The following is a 19,433-nucleotide window of genomic DNA, read 5'->3' on the forward strand; positions in this document are numbered from 1 at the left end:
TTATTTACCTTCAATAGCATCACGACATTGTTTAGCTGCTTCAACAGGGTCATCAGCATTGGCGATACCGCCACCAACAATTACTAAGTCAGGTTCTTCTGCAACAATTTCTTTAATTGTATCTGGTTTAATACCACCAGCAACTGCGACTTTAGAATTTTTAATTACTGATTTAACTTTACGTAAGCTATCTAATGGAGATTGTCCTTCAGCTTGTAAATCATAACCAGTGTGCACTGCAATATAGTCAGCACCCATTTCATCTAATTCTTTCGCACGTTTTTCTAAATCTTGAACAGCAATCATATCTACTAATAATTGTTTGTCATTTTTATGTGCTTCTTCAACTGCTGCTTTAATTGATGCATCTTCAGCTACACCTAAAATTGTTACAACATCAGCGCCGAATTTAACAGCTTGGCTTACTTCATAGTCTGCTGCATCCATGATTTTTAAGTCTGCTAATACTTTAGCATTGCTTATATTTTCATTTAAATGTTGAACGGCAGGTAAACCTTCGTTAATCACAATTGGTGTACCAATTTCTACAATATCAACATATTCTTCTACTTTTTTCGCTAATTCTGCTGCTTCTTCTTTATTTAATAAATCAATAGCTAATTGTAATTCCACTATAATTCATCCTTTCAAATTTATCTGTATTTATCTATCTCATTGAATGAATTACCCTGTACACTTTTATTTTAAACGAAATATATTTTTCAAAATAGCTTAGCTATTCTTTAAGTCTGGTGCAGCCGCGTCATCTACATAGATTTCTACATTTGGATGTATCTTTAAAATTGTAGACGGGATATCTTTGCTTACCGGTTGATTCAATAAGTCATTTATTGCTTGTTTCTTTTTCTCTCCAAACGCTAATAAAATGATTCTTTTAGCTTTAATAATTGACTGAAGGCCCATTGATATTGCTTGCTTAGGTACTTCAGACTCATCGTTAAAGTATCTACTATTTGCTTTAATTGTACTTTCAGTTAAATCCACGACATGCGTTTCACTTTCCAATGATGTTCCTGGCTCATTAAATCCGATATGTCCATTTTCACCAATACCTAACAATTGAATATCGATCGGTCCTTCTGATTCAATTAATTGATTATAGCGTCTTGCTTCTTGTTCAAAATCAACTACGTCTCCATTAGGGATATGAATCCGTTGGCGATTAAAATATGGATATTGATTAAATAATATGTCATCCATATAATAATGATAACTTTGTTCATGCTCAGGTTCTAAACCGACATATTCATCTAAATTGTACGTAGTCACTTGTGAGACATCTATTTGATTTTTCTTTAATAGTGTAACTAGACTCTGATAAACATCTGTCATAGTACCTCCTGTAGCTAATCCTAATTTACTATCTGGGCTATAGTCCATTTGTTTAAATAACTCACAGGCAACATAAAATGATGCTAATTCTTTAGAACCTAAATTAATAATTTTCATAATTAATCACCTCAAAAATTTGCTATCAACCAACATAAAAACAAACCCCTTAATTACATTTGGATTATAACACGATACAACATTTTTTTAGTACTAAAGTGATATGCCAACTTTAAAACACTGATATATATGAATAATTTTAAATTTCATAAAAGAAATTGAGCAGAGATGTACATTTATTGCGTTGTTTTTAGTAAAATAGACTGATAAACACATTGAATGGTGTAAGGAGTGAACGTGTTGGAACCTATCAAATATGAAGCAGTGATGAAATTACTCACCTCTTATGAAAATAAACCCGTTTACCTACATGTTGAGACGACAAATGGTGCATATGCTAACCATTTTGATGAACGTGTATTTAATGCAGGTACTTTTTTAAGAAATATACAAGTGACTTATGAACACGCACAACTAAAAGGCGGAGATAAAGATCCATACCGTATCGGTTTAAAACTTCGCGATGGCGGTTGGGTTTATGTTCAGGGACTAACACATTACGAAGTCAACCAAGATAACGAATGTCTCATAGCAGGATTTAATTATGAAGGGCAATTGGCTGCTACATTAGAAATTAGCGAAAAGCCATTTACTATATAGAGGAGGTCAAAATCATGACTGATGAAAGACATGTACTCGTGATATTCCCTCATCCAGATGATGAAACCTTCTCATCTGCGGGAACCATTGCAAGCTATATTGAAGCAGGCATTCCTGTAACCTATGCTTGTTTAACACTCGGTCAAATGGGCAGAAATTTAGGTAACCCCCCATTTGCCACAAGAGAATCATTACCGGATTATCGTGAAAAAGAATTAGAAGAGGCTGCTAAAGCGATTGGTATTACAGATTTACGCAAAATGGGATTACGAGATAAAACAGTAGAATTTGAACCCCATGATCAAATGGATGACATGATTAAAAAATTAATTGATGAAACGAATCCTTCATTAATTATTTCATTCTATCCTAAATTCGCTGTTCACCCTGATCACGAAGCAACTGGCGAAGCTGTAGTAAGAACTGTTGGACGCATGCCTAAAAATGAGCGTCCAAGGTTGACTTTAGTTGCATTCAGTAATGATGCGCCAGATATTTTAGGCGAGCCAGACATCCAAAACGATATTTCTAAATATAAAGACATTAAAATCAAAGCTTTTGAAGCACATGCATCACAAACTGGCCCTTTCTTAAAAGAATTAGCAAGTCCACAAGTAGATGGACAAGTTCATAGCTTTTTAGAAATCGAACCATTTTGGACATATCATTTCGAATCTTAATGGAGGTTAACAATGACAGAATTTGATTTATCTACACGAGAAGGCCGATGGAAACATTTTGGTTCTGTTGACCCTATCGAAGGTACGAAACCAACTACCAAAAATGAAATGACTGATCTACAAAGCACACACAAAAACTTCTTATTTGAAATAGAAGAAGTAGGTATTAAAAATTTAACCTATCCTGTATTGATTGATCAATTTCAAACAGCAGGTACATTTAGCTTTTCAACAAGTTTAAATAAAGATGAAAAAGGTATTAATATGAGCCGTATCTTAGAAAGTGTTGAAAAGCATTATAATAATGGTATTGAATTAGAATTTAATACGCTCTATCAAGTATTAAGAACATTACAAGAAAAGATGAACCAAAACGCAGCAGGTGTGGATGTTAGTGGCAAATGGTTCTTTGACCGCTTTAGTCCGGTAACCCAAATTAAAGCCATTGGAAATGCTGATGTCACTTATGGTTTAGCAATTGAAGGTACTAAAGTAACGCGCAAAGAATTAACAATTCAAGCGGCCGTTACGACGTTATGTCCATGTTCAAAAGAAATCAGTGAATACTCAGCACATAATCAACGTGGTATCGTTACAGTGAAAACGTATTTAAATAAAGATGACATTGTCATTGATGATTATAAAGATAAAATTTTAGATGCGATGGAGGCAAATGCAAGCTCCGTACTTTATCCAATTTTAAAACGACCTGACGAAAAACGTGTCACGGAACGTGCTTATGAAAATCCACGTTTTGTTGAAGACTTAATCCGATTAATAGCAGCTGATTTAGTTGAATTTGATTGGATAGAAGGCTTTGATATCGAATGTCGTAACGAAGAATCCATACATCAACATGATGCTTTTGCGCGTTTAAAATATAGAAAATAATAAAAGAAATGCAGTACTTCCAAATATATCAATTTGGGAAGTACTGCATTTTTTATTTTGTCATATGCATTTTCTTTTCACCTGGTCTAACAAAGCACATTGCAATGATACTAATTAATGATGCAACCACTGCAGATACAAACATTGAAGAGTAGCCATAAGATGCTACTAAATAGCCTGTTAATGTTGGCGCAATGACCGTTGCAGTATTAACAAAGAAATGTGTAATACCTCCGTATGTACCTGTATTGTTAGGTGTTGTATCAATAATTACAGCCCAATATACGGCATTAGGTAAGAAAATAAATGCGTTTCCAATCATCATTAAAATCATGACCGCTACAATACTATGTGTAAATGGAATGATTAAAAAGCATGTAGCAGCGCAAATCATACCTGCTATTGAAAGTCCAGATCTCGCAATACGTAGACTTCCTGTCTTTTTTCTAAACCAATCTGATAATTGACCACCGAAGTAAGCTGTAAAGACTGCCCCAATCCATGGAATCATACCTAAATACCATAATGAATGGATTTCAAAATGATATTCATCCTGTAAATATTTAGGCGTCCAAGTTAAAATAAGAAAGTTAACATATTGGAAACCAAAATAACCTAACATATTACAAATTAACGTTGTACTTGTAAAAAAATGATACCATTTTTCTTTAGATTGTTCTGTATCAACTGTCTTTTCGACATTTAAACTATCCTCAGTAGATCGAATAGATTGTAATTCTTCTTCAGAAATTCTTTTATTATCTTCAGGGTAATCTGTAAATACCATAGACCAAACAACTACCCAAATCAGGCCTAATATCCCTAGCAAGATAAATAGTAAACGCCAATTAGAAATTGTTAAAAAACCTGAAACAATGGGTGCTGTAATGAGTGCACCTAATGGTACACCGATTAATCCTAATGCAGATAATAAACCTCTTTCTTTAGGCGCAGCCCAATTGGCATTGGTTTTACTAATTGTAGAAAAAATAGGCCCTTCAGCCACACCAAACATGACACGCAACATGCCGAATCCTGCTAAAGCAGAACCTCCAAATACTGCAATACCTAATTCACCAGCAAATGCCATAGCAATTTCTACTAATGACCAAGCAGTTCCTGCTACAATCCATACAAATTTCGGTCCTTTTTTATCCGCTGTAATACCCCCTAACAGCGAACCAAACATATAACCATAACCAAAATATCCTAGAATAGAGCCCCAAGCAATCGTATCAAAACCAAATTCTTTGATAATATCCTCTTGAGCGTATGAAATAGCACCCCTATCAATATAATTAATCATTGTCATAATGACAATCATCGTAATAATAAAATAGCGATAACGCTTCATTATGTCCCACCCCTTCATGAACTTTTACACTCGTTAGTAGTGTAGCATAGTTGTAATTGGAAGCGATACCATAAATAGTTAGAATTTTAAAATAATTAGAAAAAAAGCGAAATGTTGTATGCATTAATATATTTATATGCAATAAACATGTTATAATTAATGAAAAATATACTAAATATGAGGTATTTATATGAATTATTTTGTAGGTTTTAATTTAGGAAGTACAATTACAGGGATTGAGAAAGCTTTAATCAATCGTCTTTATCTATTTAAAAAAGCAGGATTACCAGCTAAATGTGTTTTTATTAAATGGAATCGTTTTATAGCAAAATAGCATAGTGATTTTATCAATAAAGAAGATATGATAAATATGTATGATTATTTTCAAGAAGTAGATAACATTACCGAATCATATCATTTCGATTGGATATCGTATTGGGAAAATGAATGTAATTATGATATAGAATATGTTCCAAATACGAACGATGTAAGGGTCTATAATAATGGCACTTTCATTATTTATGCTCATTTTTTCACTCCAAAGCGTAAGCAAATCGACTATATTAACTATTTTGATAAAAACAGAAGAAAAGTTAAAAGAGAATTTTATGATGTACGTGGCTTTTTAAGTTGCACAAGACTATTAACTGGAAAACAAAATACTGTTTATGAATCCTATCATAATATCAATGGTGAAATTTTAATCGAAAAATATTATCATAATAATTCTGAAAAAGATGTCTTAGATTTAATTGTCTTACAAAATCATAATAAAAATCATTATTTTAATAATGAAAATGAATTAGTAGCATATTTCATTGAAAGTATTTATCAAAAAGGAGATATGTTTTTTAGTGATAAGAACTTACATACTGCACCTTCATTTAATTTAACTAATCCTAAAATACCTGTAGTAGCTGTTTTACATAATACACACGTGAAAAATGCAAATGAAATTGAAACTTCCAACTATAAAAATTCTTACAAACACTTATTTAGCAATTTGCCAAGATATAAAGCAATTATAGCTTCTACTGTAGATCAAAAAGAAGATGTTACTAAGCGAATCAATAATGCAATACCTGTTGTCAATATACCTGTTGGATTTACTAACATTACTTTAACGAATCCAAAAAAAGTTGAACCAAAAAAACTCATCGCTGTTGCAAGGTACTCACCGGAAAAGCAACTTGACCATCAAATTAGATTAGTTGAAAAATTAAAAGATACTTATCCTCAAATAGAATTACATATGTTTGGTTTTGGTATGGAAACTGAAAAATTACAGACAATGATAAAAGAAAAAAATTTAGAAAAACATGTATTTTTACGAGGTTTCTTAAATTCATTAGAAGAAGAATACAAAAATGCTTACTTATGTTTAATAACTAGTAATATGGAAGGATTTAACTTAGCTTTATTAGAATGTTTAGCTCATGGAATACCTGCAGTTAGTTATGATATGAAGTATGGTCCTAAAGAAATGATTAATAATGGTGAAAATGGCTATTTAATTGAAAAAGATAATGAAGATGCATTATACGAAAAAGTAAAATATCTATTAGATCATCCTAAACTGCAACACGAATTTTCACTAAATAGCATAAAAGTTGCCAATCATTTTTCTGAAGATCATTTAATTAAACAATGGCAATCCTTCCTTAAAACGTTATAATTTCTAGCAATCATAAAAATTCCCAAGATACATTTTGTACCTTGGGAATTTTATTATCCTTTAATCCTTAAAAGCTTTTTGATATTGAACATAACCAGAAACATAATGTTCTATATCATCAATTCTAACTCTATAACCGTGATGTTTTATAAAGAAACTACCTAATATTCTAGCTGGATTTTTAAAATACATAGCTAATTCTGGATAGAAAAAGCCTGTTCTTTGATAATCTGCTCTTATATGGATAATATCAATTAATTTCTGTTCATCTATTAATGATTCAACTAATTCTTCATGTCCTTCTTGTTTGGCTTTTTGAATCAATCTATATGTGGCCATTAACATTTCTAAAAATGTTGGGAAAGTAGTTTCACGATTTTTAATATAATCTAAATGCGTGCTTACATTTTTAATTCCAAACTCAAAATATTTAGCTTCTGGATTAATTTGTACTAGTTCATTAGTACAGTATCCTAACCAGTGGTCATGATATTTCCAATAATCTTTAGCAATAAATTGATCAACTAAACTTTTAACTGTATTCAACCATTGTTCATTATGGTCTTGTTGATATAGTCGCATTAATGCTAACGCTGCCTCACCATCATAATAAACAATTCTAAATTTCTCTTTAACAGGTAAATCAGGATAGTTTAATACATGAGTAGTATCCCACGTATTTTCATCTATCATAGTTAATATGCCATTAGCCACCTTTTGTGCTGCTTCAAGGAATCTTTCATTATTGTGTTCTTTTAAATATTCACATACTGCAAATATAAATGATGCATTTTGTCCTAATTTAATCTCATTTATATTTTTTGTATCATCAAATACATATGCATTGCCATTACTTTCATATATATAATTGTCGATGATATAATTAATAGCTTTTTCTGTTGAATTTAGTGGTTCTCCTAAATAGTTTAATCCTTCAATTAACGCGTATGTAGATGAAGAATGTCGTAAAATATTATAAAATCCTATTTTTTTATCAAAATGTGGTAAATATCCGTAATTATATCTACCACTATCTTCCATCATATCATCTAAAAAGCGAGTACTACTTTTTATCAATTTATCTATCTCATTACTCAAATCGTCTATTTTTCTTAAGCCTTTTCGATAGCCTTTCGAATGCAACTCATAAACTTCTTCGTCATCTAAAAAGTATGATTTAGTATAAAATTTAGTGACCTCTTTACCTTTATATAAATCCTCAGAAAATGGTCTTTTATAATTAGTATATTTACGCATATAGTTATTAATATTGTCTTCAGATAAATAAAATTCTTTAGTCTCTTTAGATGGTCTTACAAATGCATTTACATTAATTTCCTCAGGTAAAAAAGTGATATTCCAATTTGAGTCAAGAGCAATACCATATTCAATATAATTTCGTCTAGTTGTAATCAAATCATTTTTCAGTTCATTAAATGGTACATTATCAAAATGCGTAACAATATCAACTTTAATCCATGTTGGATATACAGCTGCCTTTTTCTTGTATTTTTGACATAATTTATTAATCTCACGTTCTAAATAAGTAGTTTTCTTTAAAAGCTTCACCTGAGCTTTAACATTAGGTTTCCCTAAACTAACAAACGCATAACCTTCAATATTTTCTTTATCATTAATAAACTCTACTAATTTTCTTATTTTTCTTTCAATATCCATATTAACCTCCATATTACACATATATCATAATCAATTATATCAATTATTAATATTTTAGTGTAATTTTCAAATAAAACCAGGCCAAAATGACCTGGTTTTATCCATAATTATATATTTAACACAGATTAGATATTACTTGTTATCTGCATCTTTTTTACGACGTCTACCAAATAAGAATAGAGATCCTAATGCCGCGAATAATGAACCGAATAAAGTAGCATTGTTTTGATTAGAGTCATCACCCGTTTCAGGTAATGCATCATCTCCATGCTCTTTATCTGCATCGCTATCTGAGTCGGAATCGCTGTCTGAATCTGAGTCACTGTCGGAATCAGAATCGCTATCTGAGTCGGAGTCGCTATCTGAATCAGAATCGCTATCTGAGTCGGAATCGCTGTCTGAGTCTGAGTCGCTATCTGAGTCTGAATCGCTGTCTGAATCTGAGTCGCTATCTGAATCGGAATCGCTGTCTGAATCAGAATCGCTATCTGAGTCGGAATCGCTGTCTGAGTCTGAGTCGCTATCTGAGTCGGAGTCGCTGTCTGAATCTGAGTCGCTATCTGAATCGGAATCACTGTCTGAGTCTGAATCGCTGTCTGAATCTGAGTCGCTATCTGAGTCAGAATCACTGTCTGAGTCGCTGTCTGAATCGGAATCGCTGTCTGAGTCTGAGTCGCTATCTGAATCTGAGTCACTGTCTGAATCGGAGTCACTGTCTGAATCTGAGTCGCTATCTGAATCGGAATCACTGTCTGAGTCTGAATCGCTGTCTGAATCTGAGTCGCTATCTGAGTCAGAATCACTGTCTGAGTCGCTGTCTGAATCGGAATCGCTGTCTGAGTCGGAGTCACTATCTGAGTCTGAGTCACTATCTGAATCGGAATCACTATCTGAGTCGGAGTCGCTATCTGAATCAGAATCGCTATCTGAGTCGGAGTCACTATCTGAGTCACTGTCTGAATCTGAGTCACTATCTGAGTCGGAGTCGCTGTCGGAATCTGAGTCGCTATCTGAATCTGAGTCACTGTCTGAGTCTGAATCACTGTCTGAGTCTGAATCACTATCTGAATCTGAGTCGCTATCTGAGTCGGAATCGCTATCTGAGTCGGAGTCGCTGTCTGAGTCTGAATCACTATCTGAATCTTCTTCGAAGTAACCATTGTCTATTGTGAAATCATCATGATCTTTAATAGTTACATGTACATCTTCCCCATCAGCATCTTTATCATCATCACTAGAATCTACTTTAGTTTGTGTTAAGTTTGCTGGTTTATCAAAATGAACAACGTAATCACCATTATCTAAATTATCAAAACGGTATTTACCATTTTCATCTGTTGTTGTTGTTTGAAGCACGTTACCATCTTTGTCTTTTAATGTAACAGTTACACCAGGAATTCCTTTTTCAGTATCATCTTGTTTACCGTCTTTGTTTGTATCTAACCAAACATAATCACCTAAACTATATTTTGGTGTTTTATAGAAACCACTATCTAATGTCCAGTTATCTGCATCTTTAATCACACCAGTAGTAGTTAAGCCATCTGAATCGACACTATCATCTGTACCAGCATTTGCTGTTGTTGGTGTATAACCTTCTGGAGTTGAGAATTCAACTGTGTACGTCCCATTTGTTAAGTCATTAAATTGATATTTACCAGTGGAATCTGTAGTAGTACGATCTAATTCTTTTCCATTAGCATCTTTAAGGATGACGTATACACCTTGAATACCTTTTTCATCAGCATCTTGTTTACCGTCTTTATTCGTATCTTCCCATACGTAATCACCTAATGAATATTTTTTTAAATCTCCATTAGCAGTGGAAGATCCTGCAGCAGTTGAATAAGAGTTAGACCAAGTATAAATTTTTTCATTAGTATCTAAACGGTAATCAATTTTACCATTCGTATCATTTGCTGTATCTAGAGGATAGGCAACTTGTTCAATAATATATTGCTTATTACTACTTCTTGCTCCGTTTAATAAATCAACAGTTGCAGTTTGATTGTTATTACTGTAATTAATTTTAAAATTACTAGTTACGTCCTTAAGATTAGATGTATCTGGTGTAAAACTATCTACAAATTGGTTTTGATCTGTTACTTCATAGATTTTGAAGTTATTTTTAGTTGGATCGAATTTAAATCCCGTTAGGTTTGTAGTAAATATTTCTTTCGTAAATGTTGATTTAGGTTGGTTAATGTAAGCTGTCATATGACGTGCTAATGTACCATTTTCAATATAATTTGTACTTGTAATGATAGGTGCATTCTCTTTATTACCATAATCCACAATAACATCTTTAGAATATGATTGATTACCTAAAGTGACTTGCATTGGATAAGCCGTTTTATCAGTTGTTGCATTTTCACGTTTAGCAAACGTAATCTGTTCAAAACTACCTTTAATATTATTATATTGATCAACGTAGTTAGTAAATGTATAAGTAGTTGAATTAGTATTACTATCGTAAATACCTTTAGCAACTAATCCACCATTTGCATCATATAAATTCTGTTGAGTAGAAGGTAAACTTACTGAACCAGGACGGAAGTAGTCACCGTATTGGAAAGTCATTTGATCGCCTTCATGTACATCATCATCGATTGTATAATCTGCTTTTAATTTTAAAACATCACTTGATGTAGCCCAGAATTCTTTTTGTCCTGTTTGAGGATTTGTATGTCCTTTATCAATAGCTATATCGATATTAGAAAAATGAACTTTATCATTTACATTTGTACCTTGTCTTACTGCTGCTAATTTTTTAATACCTAAACGATTAACAGGTTTTGGTGTTGATGTAGTTGAACGTGGTGTAGCATACGTTGTTGTTGAATCTTTTTTATTTGAATAATCTTGAGCTAGTGCACTTAATAATGTTGTTTCATCAAGATTCTTATAATCTAAATCTAAGTTTTCAACTTGTGCTTTTGCATCTTCTTTACTTGTGTTATTTGTATCAGCAATATAATTCGTTAAAGCTTCTTGTTTATCTTCAGTTGTTGATGCATTTTGAACATTATTTACTACTGTATCAAATTCTTGTGTTGTATTTGCTTCTGGTGAATTTTGAGTTTGAGTTGTTGGTTGAGTTGATTGTTCTGTAGTTGTTTCTTGAGAATCAGTTTGGTTTGATTCTGGAGTTTGATCTGTAGTTGTTGGAGTTTCTTTTGTTGTGTCAGCTTTTGGTGTTTCTGTTGTTGCTGGCTCTTCTTTTGTTGTGTCAGCTTTTGGTGTTTCTGTTGTTGCTGGCTCTTCTTTTGTTGTGTCAGCTTTTGGTGTTTCTGTTGTTGCTGGCTCTTCTTTTGTTGTGTCAGCTTTTGGTGCTTCTTCCGTTGTTGCTGGCTTTTCTTTTGTTGTGTCAGCTTTTGGTGCTTCTGTTGTTGCTTCTTCTGAAATGCTAGCTTCATTTGTTACATCAACTTGTTCAGGAATGTCATTATTGTTAGTTGCTTGTTCACTAGTTTGAACATCACCTTTTTGTTTAACACTGTCTTGTGATGATGTATCTTCGTTAGATTGTGTAGATTCTTCAGTACTTGTTTTCTCAGCAGCTTGCGCTTCGTTATTACTAATACCGAATACTAATGTAGCTCCGACTAAAATTGACACCGTCCCTACTGTAAATCGTCTGATTGAGTACTTGTTCATTTTGTTTGGTAAAAAATCCATTCTTTTCTTCATATATTTCCTCCTAGAGAAATTTTTCATAATTATATGTAACAACCATATATATTCTTTTGATTGCTAACACAAATATAATACAAGCAATATTATTTTACAACACATAATATTTTAATAATAAAGTGCATACACTTAGTATTCTAAATATAATAAAACAAATAATGAATTAAAAATAGAAATTACATTTGTTAAAACATTCAGTTTGAAAATTTTTCAAATAAATAATCCTTTTGAAAGCTATATGTCATATAGTTACGCTATAAAATAATGATTAATCGATTCGCACTATATTTTTAATGACAAATATAACAATCAAAAGGATTATTGTTTTATATATTCTAAACTTATTATCAAAACATGCTTGTTTATCAAACTTCATTTAATTATTATGTATAATTTGTTAGATAATGACTTAAATCATTAAATGACCTTCAATGATTTAAGAATATCATTATATAATCTTTTTAAATAAATCACAACAATAATATCATTTGAGAATTAAATACTTTAATTCTCAAATGAATATAAATAAAACATATATTTACTTATCAGCAACAAAAAACTCAAACAAGTTTTATATAATGTAGATATTTAGAAATTAGTATATTTTCTAACTACTCTTTAATATCTATTCAATACTTGTTTGAGTTGATTTTAATCATTTTCTATTTTAGTTGTGCTTTTATTTTAAATGGTCATATGGACTATTATTTACGAAAGATACAATTTGATCTACAAATAATCTAGCACGTAACTGGAATTCATCATCTTCTAAATATAATGTGCCATCATCTAATTTAGCGTAATCACTATCATGCGTAGCAATTTGCGTAGGTACAGCAATGCCTAATAAACTTCTCACGATAATTCTTAAATGTGATAGTGGTTCAGAACTTAAAATACCACCACTATTTCCAATCAATCCAACAGGTTTCATTTTAAAGTAATCCATATTCAAGTGGTCTAATGCGTTTTTTAAAATACCTGAAAATGAACCGTGGTAATTAGGTGTCCCTAATATGAAGAAATCCGCTTCCATAGCCTTACTTTGTAATAAATCAACATTATTTTTAATCTCTTCAGTCGCTTGTGTTGTCCCTGCAAAATCAAGTTGATGTATAGGATTTTTCGCTAATTCAAAAATTTCCAACTCTACACCATGTTCTTCGAATTGACCTTGTAAATATTGGGACAATGCGTGTGTATGAGATCCTAATTGTGCACTACCGATAATTGCTAGTCCTTTCATTATCTATATCTCCTTTGTCGATTGTATTATTTTTTCTGATCAATCAATTTCATTATAGCTTTACCAACACCACTATTTTCATTAGTGTCAGTAGTGTATGTTGCAATTGCCTTCACTTCCGGTGCGGCATTTTCCATTGCAACAGGATAGCCAACACGTTCTAACATAGACATATCATTCAAGTTGTCACCAAGCGCCATTACATTTTCCATTTTCACACCTAAACGTTCTGCGATTGTTTCCAACGCAATACCTTTTTGGGCATCTGAATGTGTAATTTCTAAATTTCCTCTTGAAGAAGAAGATATAGCTAGGTTAGGTGACGTTGCAAGTTCTTGTCCAACACGATCCATTTTTCCTAAATCAGGATTGAAGGCTAACACTTTCATTATTAATTCACCAGGGATGTCCTCTATCGCATCGTAGCTATCAACAACTTTTAAAGTTCCATTCTTAATACGTTTTTGAATACCATTTTTAATTTTTTCGACATCTGCTTTTTGACCTGCTCTCTCAGCGATATCAATATAAATATCCAAATCACGTTGTGGATCTTCAGTATAAATACCTCTATTGGTATAGATTTGGTAATAAATACCTTCCTCTTTTAATTTTGAAGTAACTTTATGCACTAATTCATGATTCAAATGAGAGGTACTCATTATATTGAATGTTTCATCTCGAACCTCTGCCCCATTCAAGCAAATATAAGGTACTTTCAAATCTGTCTCAGCAACTGGCGTGTTAGCTTCATAAAATGCTCTACCTGTCGCTATGACTACAGTAATACCTTGTTCTTGGGCATATCGAATTGCTTGCTGATTTTCTTCTGAAATTTCGTGTGCTGCGTTTAATAACGTACCATCCATGTCTGTTGCTATTAACTTAATCATTCGTTAACCTCGTTTCATACTATATAGTATTCATTATATTAAAGATTCGTGGATTGACAATCACTTGCCTTACTACACTATTCTAACAAATCCGATTCATGATTTAGTATAGCCCGTTTGTCAGATTTTTTCTTTTTTCTTAACTTTCTAAAGAAGTTTCTTAGTAAATCACCACATTGTTCTTCTAAAAGTCCACTCTCTACTTGTGCTCTATGATTAAAGTCCGGTTGGGTCAATAAATTCATTAAACTGCCTGAACATCCGCCTTTAGGATCTGCTGCGCCATATTTAATATATGGTATTCTACTCATGACAATAGTGCCTGCACACATCACACAAGGTTCTAACGTGACATATAAAGTACAATCTTCAAGTCGCCAACTACCTATTACTTTGGCTGCCCGTTCAATAGCTAAATGTTCAGCATGGGCCGTAGGTTGTTGCATCGTTTCTCTCAGATTATGCGCTCTTGCGATTACATGACCGTTCTTAACTATAATTGCACCAATAGGAACTTCACCTAGTAGTTCGGCTTTTTTAGCTTCTTGGATTGCAAGTTTCATATAATATTCATCAGTTTCCATTCGTGTCCAGACACCTCACTTGTGTTACAATACTCACTGTCTATCTTAACATTTGGAGAAGTGAATATGAATAAACCATTTATCGCAATTGAAGGTCCAATCGGTGTTGGAAAATCTTCTCTTGCCCACAAATTAAGTCAATCCTTAGATTTTTATGAAGAAAAAGAAATTGTCGATGAAAATCCATTTTTATCTGACTTTTATGATGACATTTCAAAATGGAGTTTCCAAACAGAAATGTTCTTTTTATGTAATAGATACAAACAGTTTAAAGATATCGAGTCACTTCATAAAGGTATAGTAAGTGATTATCACATTTATAAAAATAAAATCTTTGCTAAAAATACATTAGACAATCATGAATTCAATAAATTCTCACGTATATATGACATTTTAACTGAGGATTTAACAATGCCAAATACAATTATCTTTTTAGATGCAGAATTAGATGTATTAAAACATAGAATTGCTAAAAGAAATCGTAGTTTCGAACATCAAATCGAAGATGATTATTTACTGGCTTTGAAACATGATTATCATACATTTTATAGTTCTTTAAAAGATAGTAACGTTCAAGTATTGCACATCAATACGTCAAATATGGATTTTGTCAATAATAACAAAGATTATCAAGAGATACTTACTCAGGTAAAATCAATGATTGGAGATAAATAAAATGAATTCATTTAACATACCACAAGATGCCATTATCACAATTGCAGGTACAGTAGGTGTCGGTAAGTCTACCCTTACTCAAGCTTTAGCAGATAAGTTAAATTTTAAAACCTCATTTGAAAATGTAGATCATAATCCATATTTGGATAAATTCTATCAAGATTTTGAGCGTTGGAGCTTTCATTTACAAATCTACTTTTTAGCAGAACGTTTTAAAGAACAGAAGCGTATGTTTGAGTATGGTGGTGGATTTGTACAAGACCGTTCTATATATGAAGACGTAGATATCTTTGCCAAAATGCATGAAGAAGAAGGAACTATGAGTCAAGACGATTTCAATACTTATTCAGAACTATTCAATGCCATGGTCATGACACCTTATTTTCCAAAGCCAGATGTACTTATTTATTTGGAATGTGATTATGACGAAGTCATTGAACGCATCAAGCAGCGTGGTCGTGACATTGAAATTGATACCAATCCTGAATATTGGCAAAAATTATTCGAACGTTACGATCATTGGATTAATAACTTTAATGCTTGTCCAGTTGTTCGCGTGAATATAAATGAATATGATATTCATAACGACCCTGACACACTTAATCCTATTATCGATAAAATTGCACATGTTATCGATACGTATCGTCAAGTTGACCCAAGATAATCAATAACCAAATATTTAAGCTCCCAACTTTATTTACCCACATATTTAGTGGACACAAAGTCGGGAGCTTTTTTATTTTAAAAATCACGATTATTATTGTTTATCAAGCACTTGTTTAACTTCACTCGCACTTTCAACGATGACATCCGCTTCGTGAAGTTCTTCTCTTTTAGCAATACCTGTTAAGACACCAATACTCAATCCTAATTGTGCATTAATTGCAGTCTTCATGTCATTTGCTGTATCCCCTACAATCACTACATGTTCTGGTTTAACATCATAGACTTCGAATAATGGGTCTAATACTTTGGGACTCGGTTTTTCTTCAGCATGTGTTTCAGTTGAAATAACTAAATCGAATAAATGTTTTGATTGTGTTGCTTCTAAAAATTGGGTAACCCCTTTTTTAGTATCACTTGTTACAATGCCTATTTTATAGCCATCTTGACGTAAAGCTACAATCGTATCGTATACACCATCTACCCAATGATTTTCAGGCTCTCTTGAGTCCACTAACTCTTGACTCGTATTTCTTGTCCATTCAGATGTGTCTTGGCCGGTAACATCATCGAAGGATTTGATCATTTCACCTAGAGATCCTGAACCCATCACAGAATCTGGAACAATTTTATCATCTATGATTCCTAATTGTCTGTGCGCTACTTCTTTATCATGAACAGGAAATGTATCTAACAATTTATCAACCAGACGTATACCAATTTTTTCCCAACTCTTATCAAACTCTATTAACGTGCCATCTTTATCAAACAGTATCCATTCCATTGATATCACTACACTCCATATTTTATTTTTGTTTCAATACGTACTATTGTAGTACAATCATTCTTAAAAATGTAGGAAAGTTACTTTTAAGTCGCTTCTTGGATTAAAAATAATTATTTTAACTATACGAATAATATTATAACTTTAACGCATATAATCGCTGTATTATTGTTTATTAAAAAAAACTAGAAACCTTTAATAAAGGCTCCTAGCATTAATTTAATATTTTAATATCTAGGCACTACAAAACGCCAACCGTGACGATCTTCTAGTGAACCATTTTGAATACCTGTATATTCATTATAAAGTTTTGTCGTAATTTCACCTGGTTCATTGTTATTAATGACAATTTCTCTATCTTCATAACGCAAAGTTCCTACCGGTGAAATAACTGCTGCTGTACCAGTACCAAATACTTCGGTTAACTCACCTTTGTCGTACGCTTCAAATAATTCGTCAATAGAAACTCGACGTTCTTCAACTTCATAACCTAAATCTTGTGCTAATTCGATAATAGATTTACGTGTTATACCAGGTAAAATACTACCATTTAATGCAGGTGTAACGATTTTTCCGTTTTCAACAAAGAAGATATTCATACTGCCTACTTCTTCAACGTACTTTTGTCCAACACCATCTAACCAAAGTACTTGGTCGTAACCTAATTTGTTAGCATTCGTTTGCGCTAATAAGCTTGCAGCATAGTTACCTGCTACTTTAGCAAACCCTACACCACCACGTACTGCACGTACATACTCATCTTCAACATAAATTTTAGTTGATTTTAGTGTGTCACCACCATAATAAGCACCTGATGGCGATAAGATAATGAATAATTTATATGAATGAGATGCTCTTACGCCAAGAATGCCTTCAGTCGCAAATACAAATGGACGAATATATAATGATTGACCTTCGCCTTCTGGAATCCAATCACGTTCAACATCTACTAATTGTTTCAAACCTTCTAACAACACTTCTTCATCTACTTCTGGCATTTCCAAACGTGCTAAAGAATTATTAATTCGTTTAAAGTTTTCATCTGGGCGGAATAAAACAACTTCATCATTATATTTATATGCTTTCAAACCTTCAAATACAGCTTGACCATAATGTAAACCTTGAGCGGCTGGTGAAATTTCAAATGGTGCATAAGGCACTATTTTTAAATCATGCCAACCCTTATCAGCATCATAATCATAACTCAACATATAATCTGTAAAGTATTGACCAAACCCTAAATTCGAATTATCTGGTTTTTCTTTTAGCGTATCTCGTTTCTCAAATTTAACTTGTTCTGTCATGATAACGGCCTCCTAATATTGCTACCAATATAAATAGTTATACTAGATTATAGCAATCGTATATATACTATTCAATAAATTTTCCGAAAATTCAAACTAAATACTAATATGTATAATATACCTTAAGTAAAACACTATCGCTTTTATCTTACAAGTCAAGTAACTACTCGAAGATAAAAAATCACTCCTTCTAATGTAAAAATAATTAGAAGGAGTAAAACTAACATTTACTACGTTATATTTAATAAGCAGATTATTTTGTTGCTTTTTCTTTAGCTTCAATAGCATCTAACATTAATTTAGTCATACTTTCTAAATCATATTTAGGATTGAAACCCCATTCTCCACGTGCACAACTTGTATCGATACTATCTGGCCAACTTTTAGCAATCCCTTCTCGAACTGGATCCACATCATAGTCTAACGTAAAGTCTGGATAGTGTTCTTGGATAGCTTCTTTAACCATTTCAGGATCAATACTCATAGCACTTAGATTATATCCATTTCTAGTTTCTAATTTAGCACCATCAGCTTCCATTAATTGAATAGTAGCTTCAATTGCATCGTCCATGTACATCATATCCATAAATGTGCCTTTATCAACATAACTTGTATAATGATTTTCTCTAACTGCTTTAAAGTATATTTCTACAGCATAATCTGTAGTACCACCGCCTGGTTCTTTAATATGTGAAATTAATCCTGGGAATCTTACACTGCGTGTGTCTACGCCAAATTTCGTAAAGTAATATTGACATAATAATTCTCCGGCAACCTTGTTAACACCATACATTGTTGTAGGTTGTTGAATTGTGACTTGTGGCGTATTGACTTTAGGTGTTGAATCTCCAAATGCACCAATTGAACTTGGTGTGAAGAAATGTAAATCGTATGTACGCGCTGCTTCTAAAGCATTCATTAATCCACCCATATTTAAATCCCAAGCAAACATAGGGTTCTTCTCTGCTGTAGCTGATAATAAAGCAGCCATGTGCATTAACGTATCAGCTTCAAAATCCTTAACTAATTCAAACATTTTGTCACGATCTGTTACATCTAAAATTTCAAAAGGCCCATCATTAACTGGTGAATCCGCTTCTGGTTCTCTAATATCCGTAGCTAGTACATTATCTGTTCCATAAATTTCTCTACATTTAACTACTAATTCTGTACCTATTTGTCCTAAAGCACCTGTTATCATAATTTTTTTCATTATAAATCTCCCCTTGTGTTTATAGAAAATT

The 19,433-nt window shown here is 32.5% G+C and carries 16 protein-coding genes and 1 pseudogene; 6 read left to right on the plus strand and 11 right to left on the minus strand.

Annotated features, from left to right (window positions below; genetic code table 11):
• On the minus strand, positions 1–633 hold the full coding sequence (gene hxlA, locus ssp1_RS10525) for a 3-hexulose-6-phosphate synthase (RefSeq protein WP_002449613.1): 633 nt from the start codon (positions 631–633) through the stop codon (positions 1–3).
• A gap of 99 nt (positions 634–732) precedes the next feature.
• On the minus strand, positions 733–1,470 hold the full coding sequence (gene nagB / locus ssp1_RS10530; protein WP_075778596.1) for a glucosamine-6-phosphate deaminase: 738 nt from the start codon (positions 1,468–1,470) through the stop codon (positions 733–735).
• A gap of 237 nt (positions 1,471–1,707) precedes the next feature.
• Between nagB and ssp1_RS10535 the strand changes: the two genes are divergently transcribed.
• Genes ssp1_RS10535 through folE2 form a run of 3 tightly spaced genes read left to right on the plus strand, consistent with a single transcriptional unit; the run spans position 1,708 to position 3,641 of the window.
• Positions 1,708–2,070, plus strand: a complete 363-nt coding sequence (locus tag ssp1_RS10535) for a YojF family protein (protein ID WP_171970138.1) — start codon at positions 1,708–1,710, stop codon at positions 2,068–2,070.
• A 14-nt stretch (positions 2,071–2,084) separates the two neighbouring features.
• Positions 2,085–2,750 (plus strand): bacillithiol biosynthesis deacetylase BshB2, encoded by a 666-nt coding sequence (bshB2, locus tag ssp1_RS10540; protein WP_002451098.1) that lies wholly within the window; start codon positions 2,085–2,087, stop codon positions 2,748–2,750.
• A 12-nt stretch (positions 2,751–2,762) separates the two neighbouring features.
• Positions 2,763–3,641: a GTP cyclohydrolase FolE2 gene (gene folE2, locus ssp1_RS10545; RefSeq protein ID WP_002451099.1), complete on the plus strand. Its 879-nt coding sequence runs from the start codon at positions 2,763–2,765 to the stop codon at positions 3,639–3,641.
• A 52-nt stretch (positions 3,642–3,693) separates the two neighbouring features.
• Here folE2 and ssp1_RS10550 read toward each other — a convergent pair whose 3' ends face one another.
• Entirely contained in the window at positions 3,694–4,995 is a 1,302-nt protein-coding gene (locus tag ssp1_RS10550; RefSeq protein WP_118828218.1) for an MFS transporter, read from the minus strand.
• Between the two features lie 190 nt (positions 4,996–5,185).
• Between ssp1_RS10550 and ssp1_RS10555 the strand changes: the two are divergent.
• Positions 5,186–6,670: pseudogene (locus tag ssp1_RS10555) on the plus strand (glycosyltransferase family 4 protein).
• A gap of 60 nt (positions 6,671–6,730) precedes the next feature.
• On the opposite strand, the gene ssp1_RS10560 reads toward ssp1_RS10555, so the two are convergent.
• The 5 genes from ssp1_RS10560 to tadA all read right to left on the minus strand — a co-directional run bounded on the left by ssp1_RS10560 (position 6,731) and on the right by tadA (position 14,763).
• Positions 6,731–8,347 carry a poly(glycerol-phosphate) alpha-glucosyltransferase gene (locus ssp1_RS10560; protein ID WP_107536229.1) on the minus strand — a complete coding sequence of 539 codons (1,617 nt, stop codon included), beginning with the start codon at positions 8,345–8,347 and terminating at the stop codon, positions 6,731–6,733.
• A gap of 132 nt (positions 8,348–8,479) precedes the next feature.
• Positions 8,480–12,037, minus strand: a complete 3,558-nt coding sequence (locus tag ssp1_RS10565) for an SdrD B-like domain-containing protein (RefSeq protein ID WP_118828219.1) — start codon at positions 12,035–12,037, stop codon at positions 8,480–8,482.
• 682 nt (positions 12,038–12,719) lie between these two features.
• A complete protein-coding gene (locus ssp1_RS10570) occupies positions 12,720–13,286 on the minus strand; it encodes an NADPH-dependent FMN reductase (RefSeq protein ID WP_075778345.1) in 567 nt (188 codons plus the stop codon).
• Positions 13,287–13,312: 26 nt separating this feature from the next.
• Positions 13,313–14,179: a Cof-type HAD-IIB family hydrolase gene (locus ssp1_RS10575; protein WP_049423315.1), complete on the minus strand. Its 867-nt coding sequence runs from the start codon at positions 14,177–14,179 to the stop codon at positions 13,313–13,315.
• A gap of 77 nt (positions 14,180–14,256) precedes the next feature.
• Positions 14,257–14,763 (minus strand): tRNA adenosine(34) deaminase TadA, encoded by a 507-nt coding sequence (gene tadA / locus ssp1_RS10580; RefSeq protein WP_049423313.1) that lies wholly within the window; start codon positions 14,761–14,763, stop codon positions 14,257–14,259.
• A 66-nt stretch (positions 14,764–14,829) separates the two neighbouring features.
• Between tadA and ssp1_RS10585 the strand changes: the two genes are divergently transcribed.
• The gene (locus ssp1_RS10585; RefSeq protein WP_075778346.1) at positions 14,830–15,438 is read left to right on the plus strand and encodes a deoxynucleoside kinase; all 609 of its coding nucleotides are present in this window, start codon (positions 14,830–14,832) and stop codon (positions 15,436–15,438) included.
• Position 15,439: 1 nt separating this feature from the next.
• Positions 15,440–16,102: a deoxynucleoside kinase gene (locus ssp1_RS10590; RefSeq protein ID WP_002451992.1), complete on the plus strand. Its 663-nt coding sequence runs from the start codon at positions 15,440–15,442 to the stop codon at positions 16,100–16,102.
• Positions 16,103–16,195: 93 nt separating this feature from the next.
• Here the strand turns inward: ssp1_RS10590 and ssp1_RS10595 are convergent, their stop codons facing one another.
• The 3 genes from ssp1_RS10595 to ssp1_RS10605 all read right to left on the minus strand — a co-directional run bounded on the left by ssp1_RS10595 (position 16,196) and on the right by ssp1_RS10605 (position 19,402).
• Positions 16,196–16,885: an HAD family hydrolase gene (locus ssp1_RS10595; RefSeq protein WP_075778347.1), complete on the minus strand. Its 690-nt coding sequence runs from the start codon at positions 16,883–16,885 to the stop codon at positions 16,196–16,198.
• A gap of 227 nt (positions 16,886–17,112) precedes the next feature.
• Complete coding sequence (locus tag ssp1_RS10600) at positions 17,113–18,189, minus strand: branched-chain amino acid aminotransferase (protein WP_075778348.1); 1,077 nt, start codon at positions 18,187–18,189, stop codon at positions 17,113–17,115.
• Between the two features lie 253 nt (positions 18,190–18,442).
• The gene (locus ssp1_RS10605; protein ID WP_118828220.1) at positions 18,443–19,402 is read right to left on the minus strand and encodes an NAD-dependent epimerase/dehydratase family protein; all 960 of its coding nucleotides are present in this window, start codon (positions 19,400–19,402) and stop codon (positions 18,443–18,445) included.
• Between the last annotated feature and the right edge of the window lie 31 nt (positions 19,403–19,433).

It is taken from the genome of Staphylococcus sp. M0911, assembly GCF_003491325.1.
Lineage (GTDB): Bacteria > Bacillota > Bacilli > Staphylococcales > Staphylococcaceae > Staphylococcus > Staphylococcus warneri_A.

Coding starts and splice junctions, on each gene's coding strand:
- ssp1_RS10565 (WP_118828219.1), bottom strand. CDS start 12,037: ATGAAGAAAAGAATGGATTTTTTACCAAACAAAATGAACAAGTACTCA.
- ssp1_RS10605 (WP_118828220.1), bottom strand. CDS start 19,402: ATGAAAAAAATTATGATAACAGGTGCTTTAGGACAAATAGGTACAGAA.
- ssp1_RS10570 (WP_075778345.1), bottom strand. CDS start 13,286: ATGAAAGGACTAGCAATTATCGGTAGTGCACAATTAGGATCTCATACA.
- ssp1_RS10550 (WP_118828218.1), bottom strand. CDS start 4,995: ATGAAGCGTTATCGCTATTTTATTATTACGATGATTGTCATTATGACA.
- nagB (WP_075778596.1), bottom strand. CDS start 1,470: ATGAAAATTATTAATTTAGGTTCTAAAGAATTAGCATCATTTTATGTT.
- folE2 (WP_002451099.1), top strand. CDS start 2,763: ATGACAGAATTTGATTTATCTACACGAGAAGGCCGATGGAAACATTTT.
- ssp1_RS10590 (WP_002451992.1), top strand. CDS start 15,440: ATGAATTCATTTAACATACCACAAGATGCCATTATCACAATTGCAGGT.
- ssp1_RS10600 (WP_075778348.1), bottom strand. CDS start 18,189: ATGACAGAACAAGTTAAATTTGAGAAACGAGATACGCTAAAAGAAAAA.
- ssp1_RS10595 (WP_075778347.1), bottom strand. CDS start 16,885: ATGGAATGGATACTGTTTGATAAAGATGGCACGTTAATAGAGTTTGAT.
- ssp1_RS10560 (WP_107536229.1), bottom strand. CDS start 8,347: ATGGATATTGAAAGAAAAATAAGAAAATTAGTAGAGTTTATTAATGAT.
- ssp1_RS10585 (WP_075778346.1), top strand. CDS start 14,830: ATGAATAAACCATTTATCGCAATTGAAGGTCCAATCGGTGTTGGAAAA.
- bshB2 (WP_002451098.1), top strand. CDS start 2,085: ATGACTGATGAAAGACATGTACTCGTGATATTCCCTCATCCAGATGAT.
- ssp1_RS10575 (WP_049423315.1), bottom strand. CDS start 14,179: ATGATTAAGTTAATAGCAACAGACATGGATGGTACGTTATTAAACGCA.
- tadA (WP_049423313.1), bottom strand. CDS start 14,763: ATGGAAACTGATGAATATTATATGAAACTTGCAATCCAAGAAGCTAAA.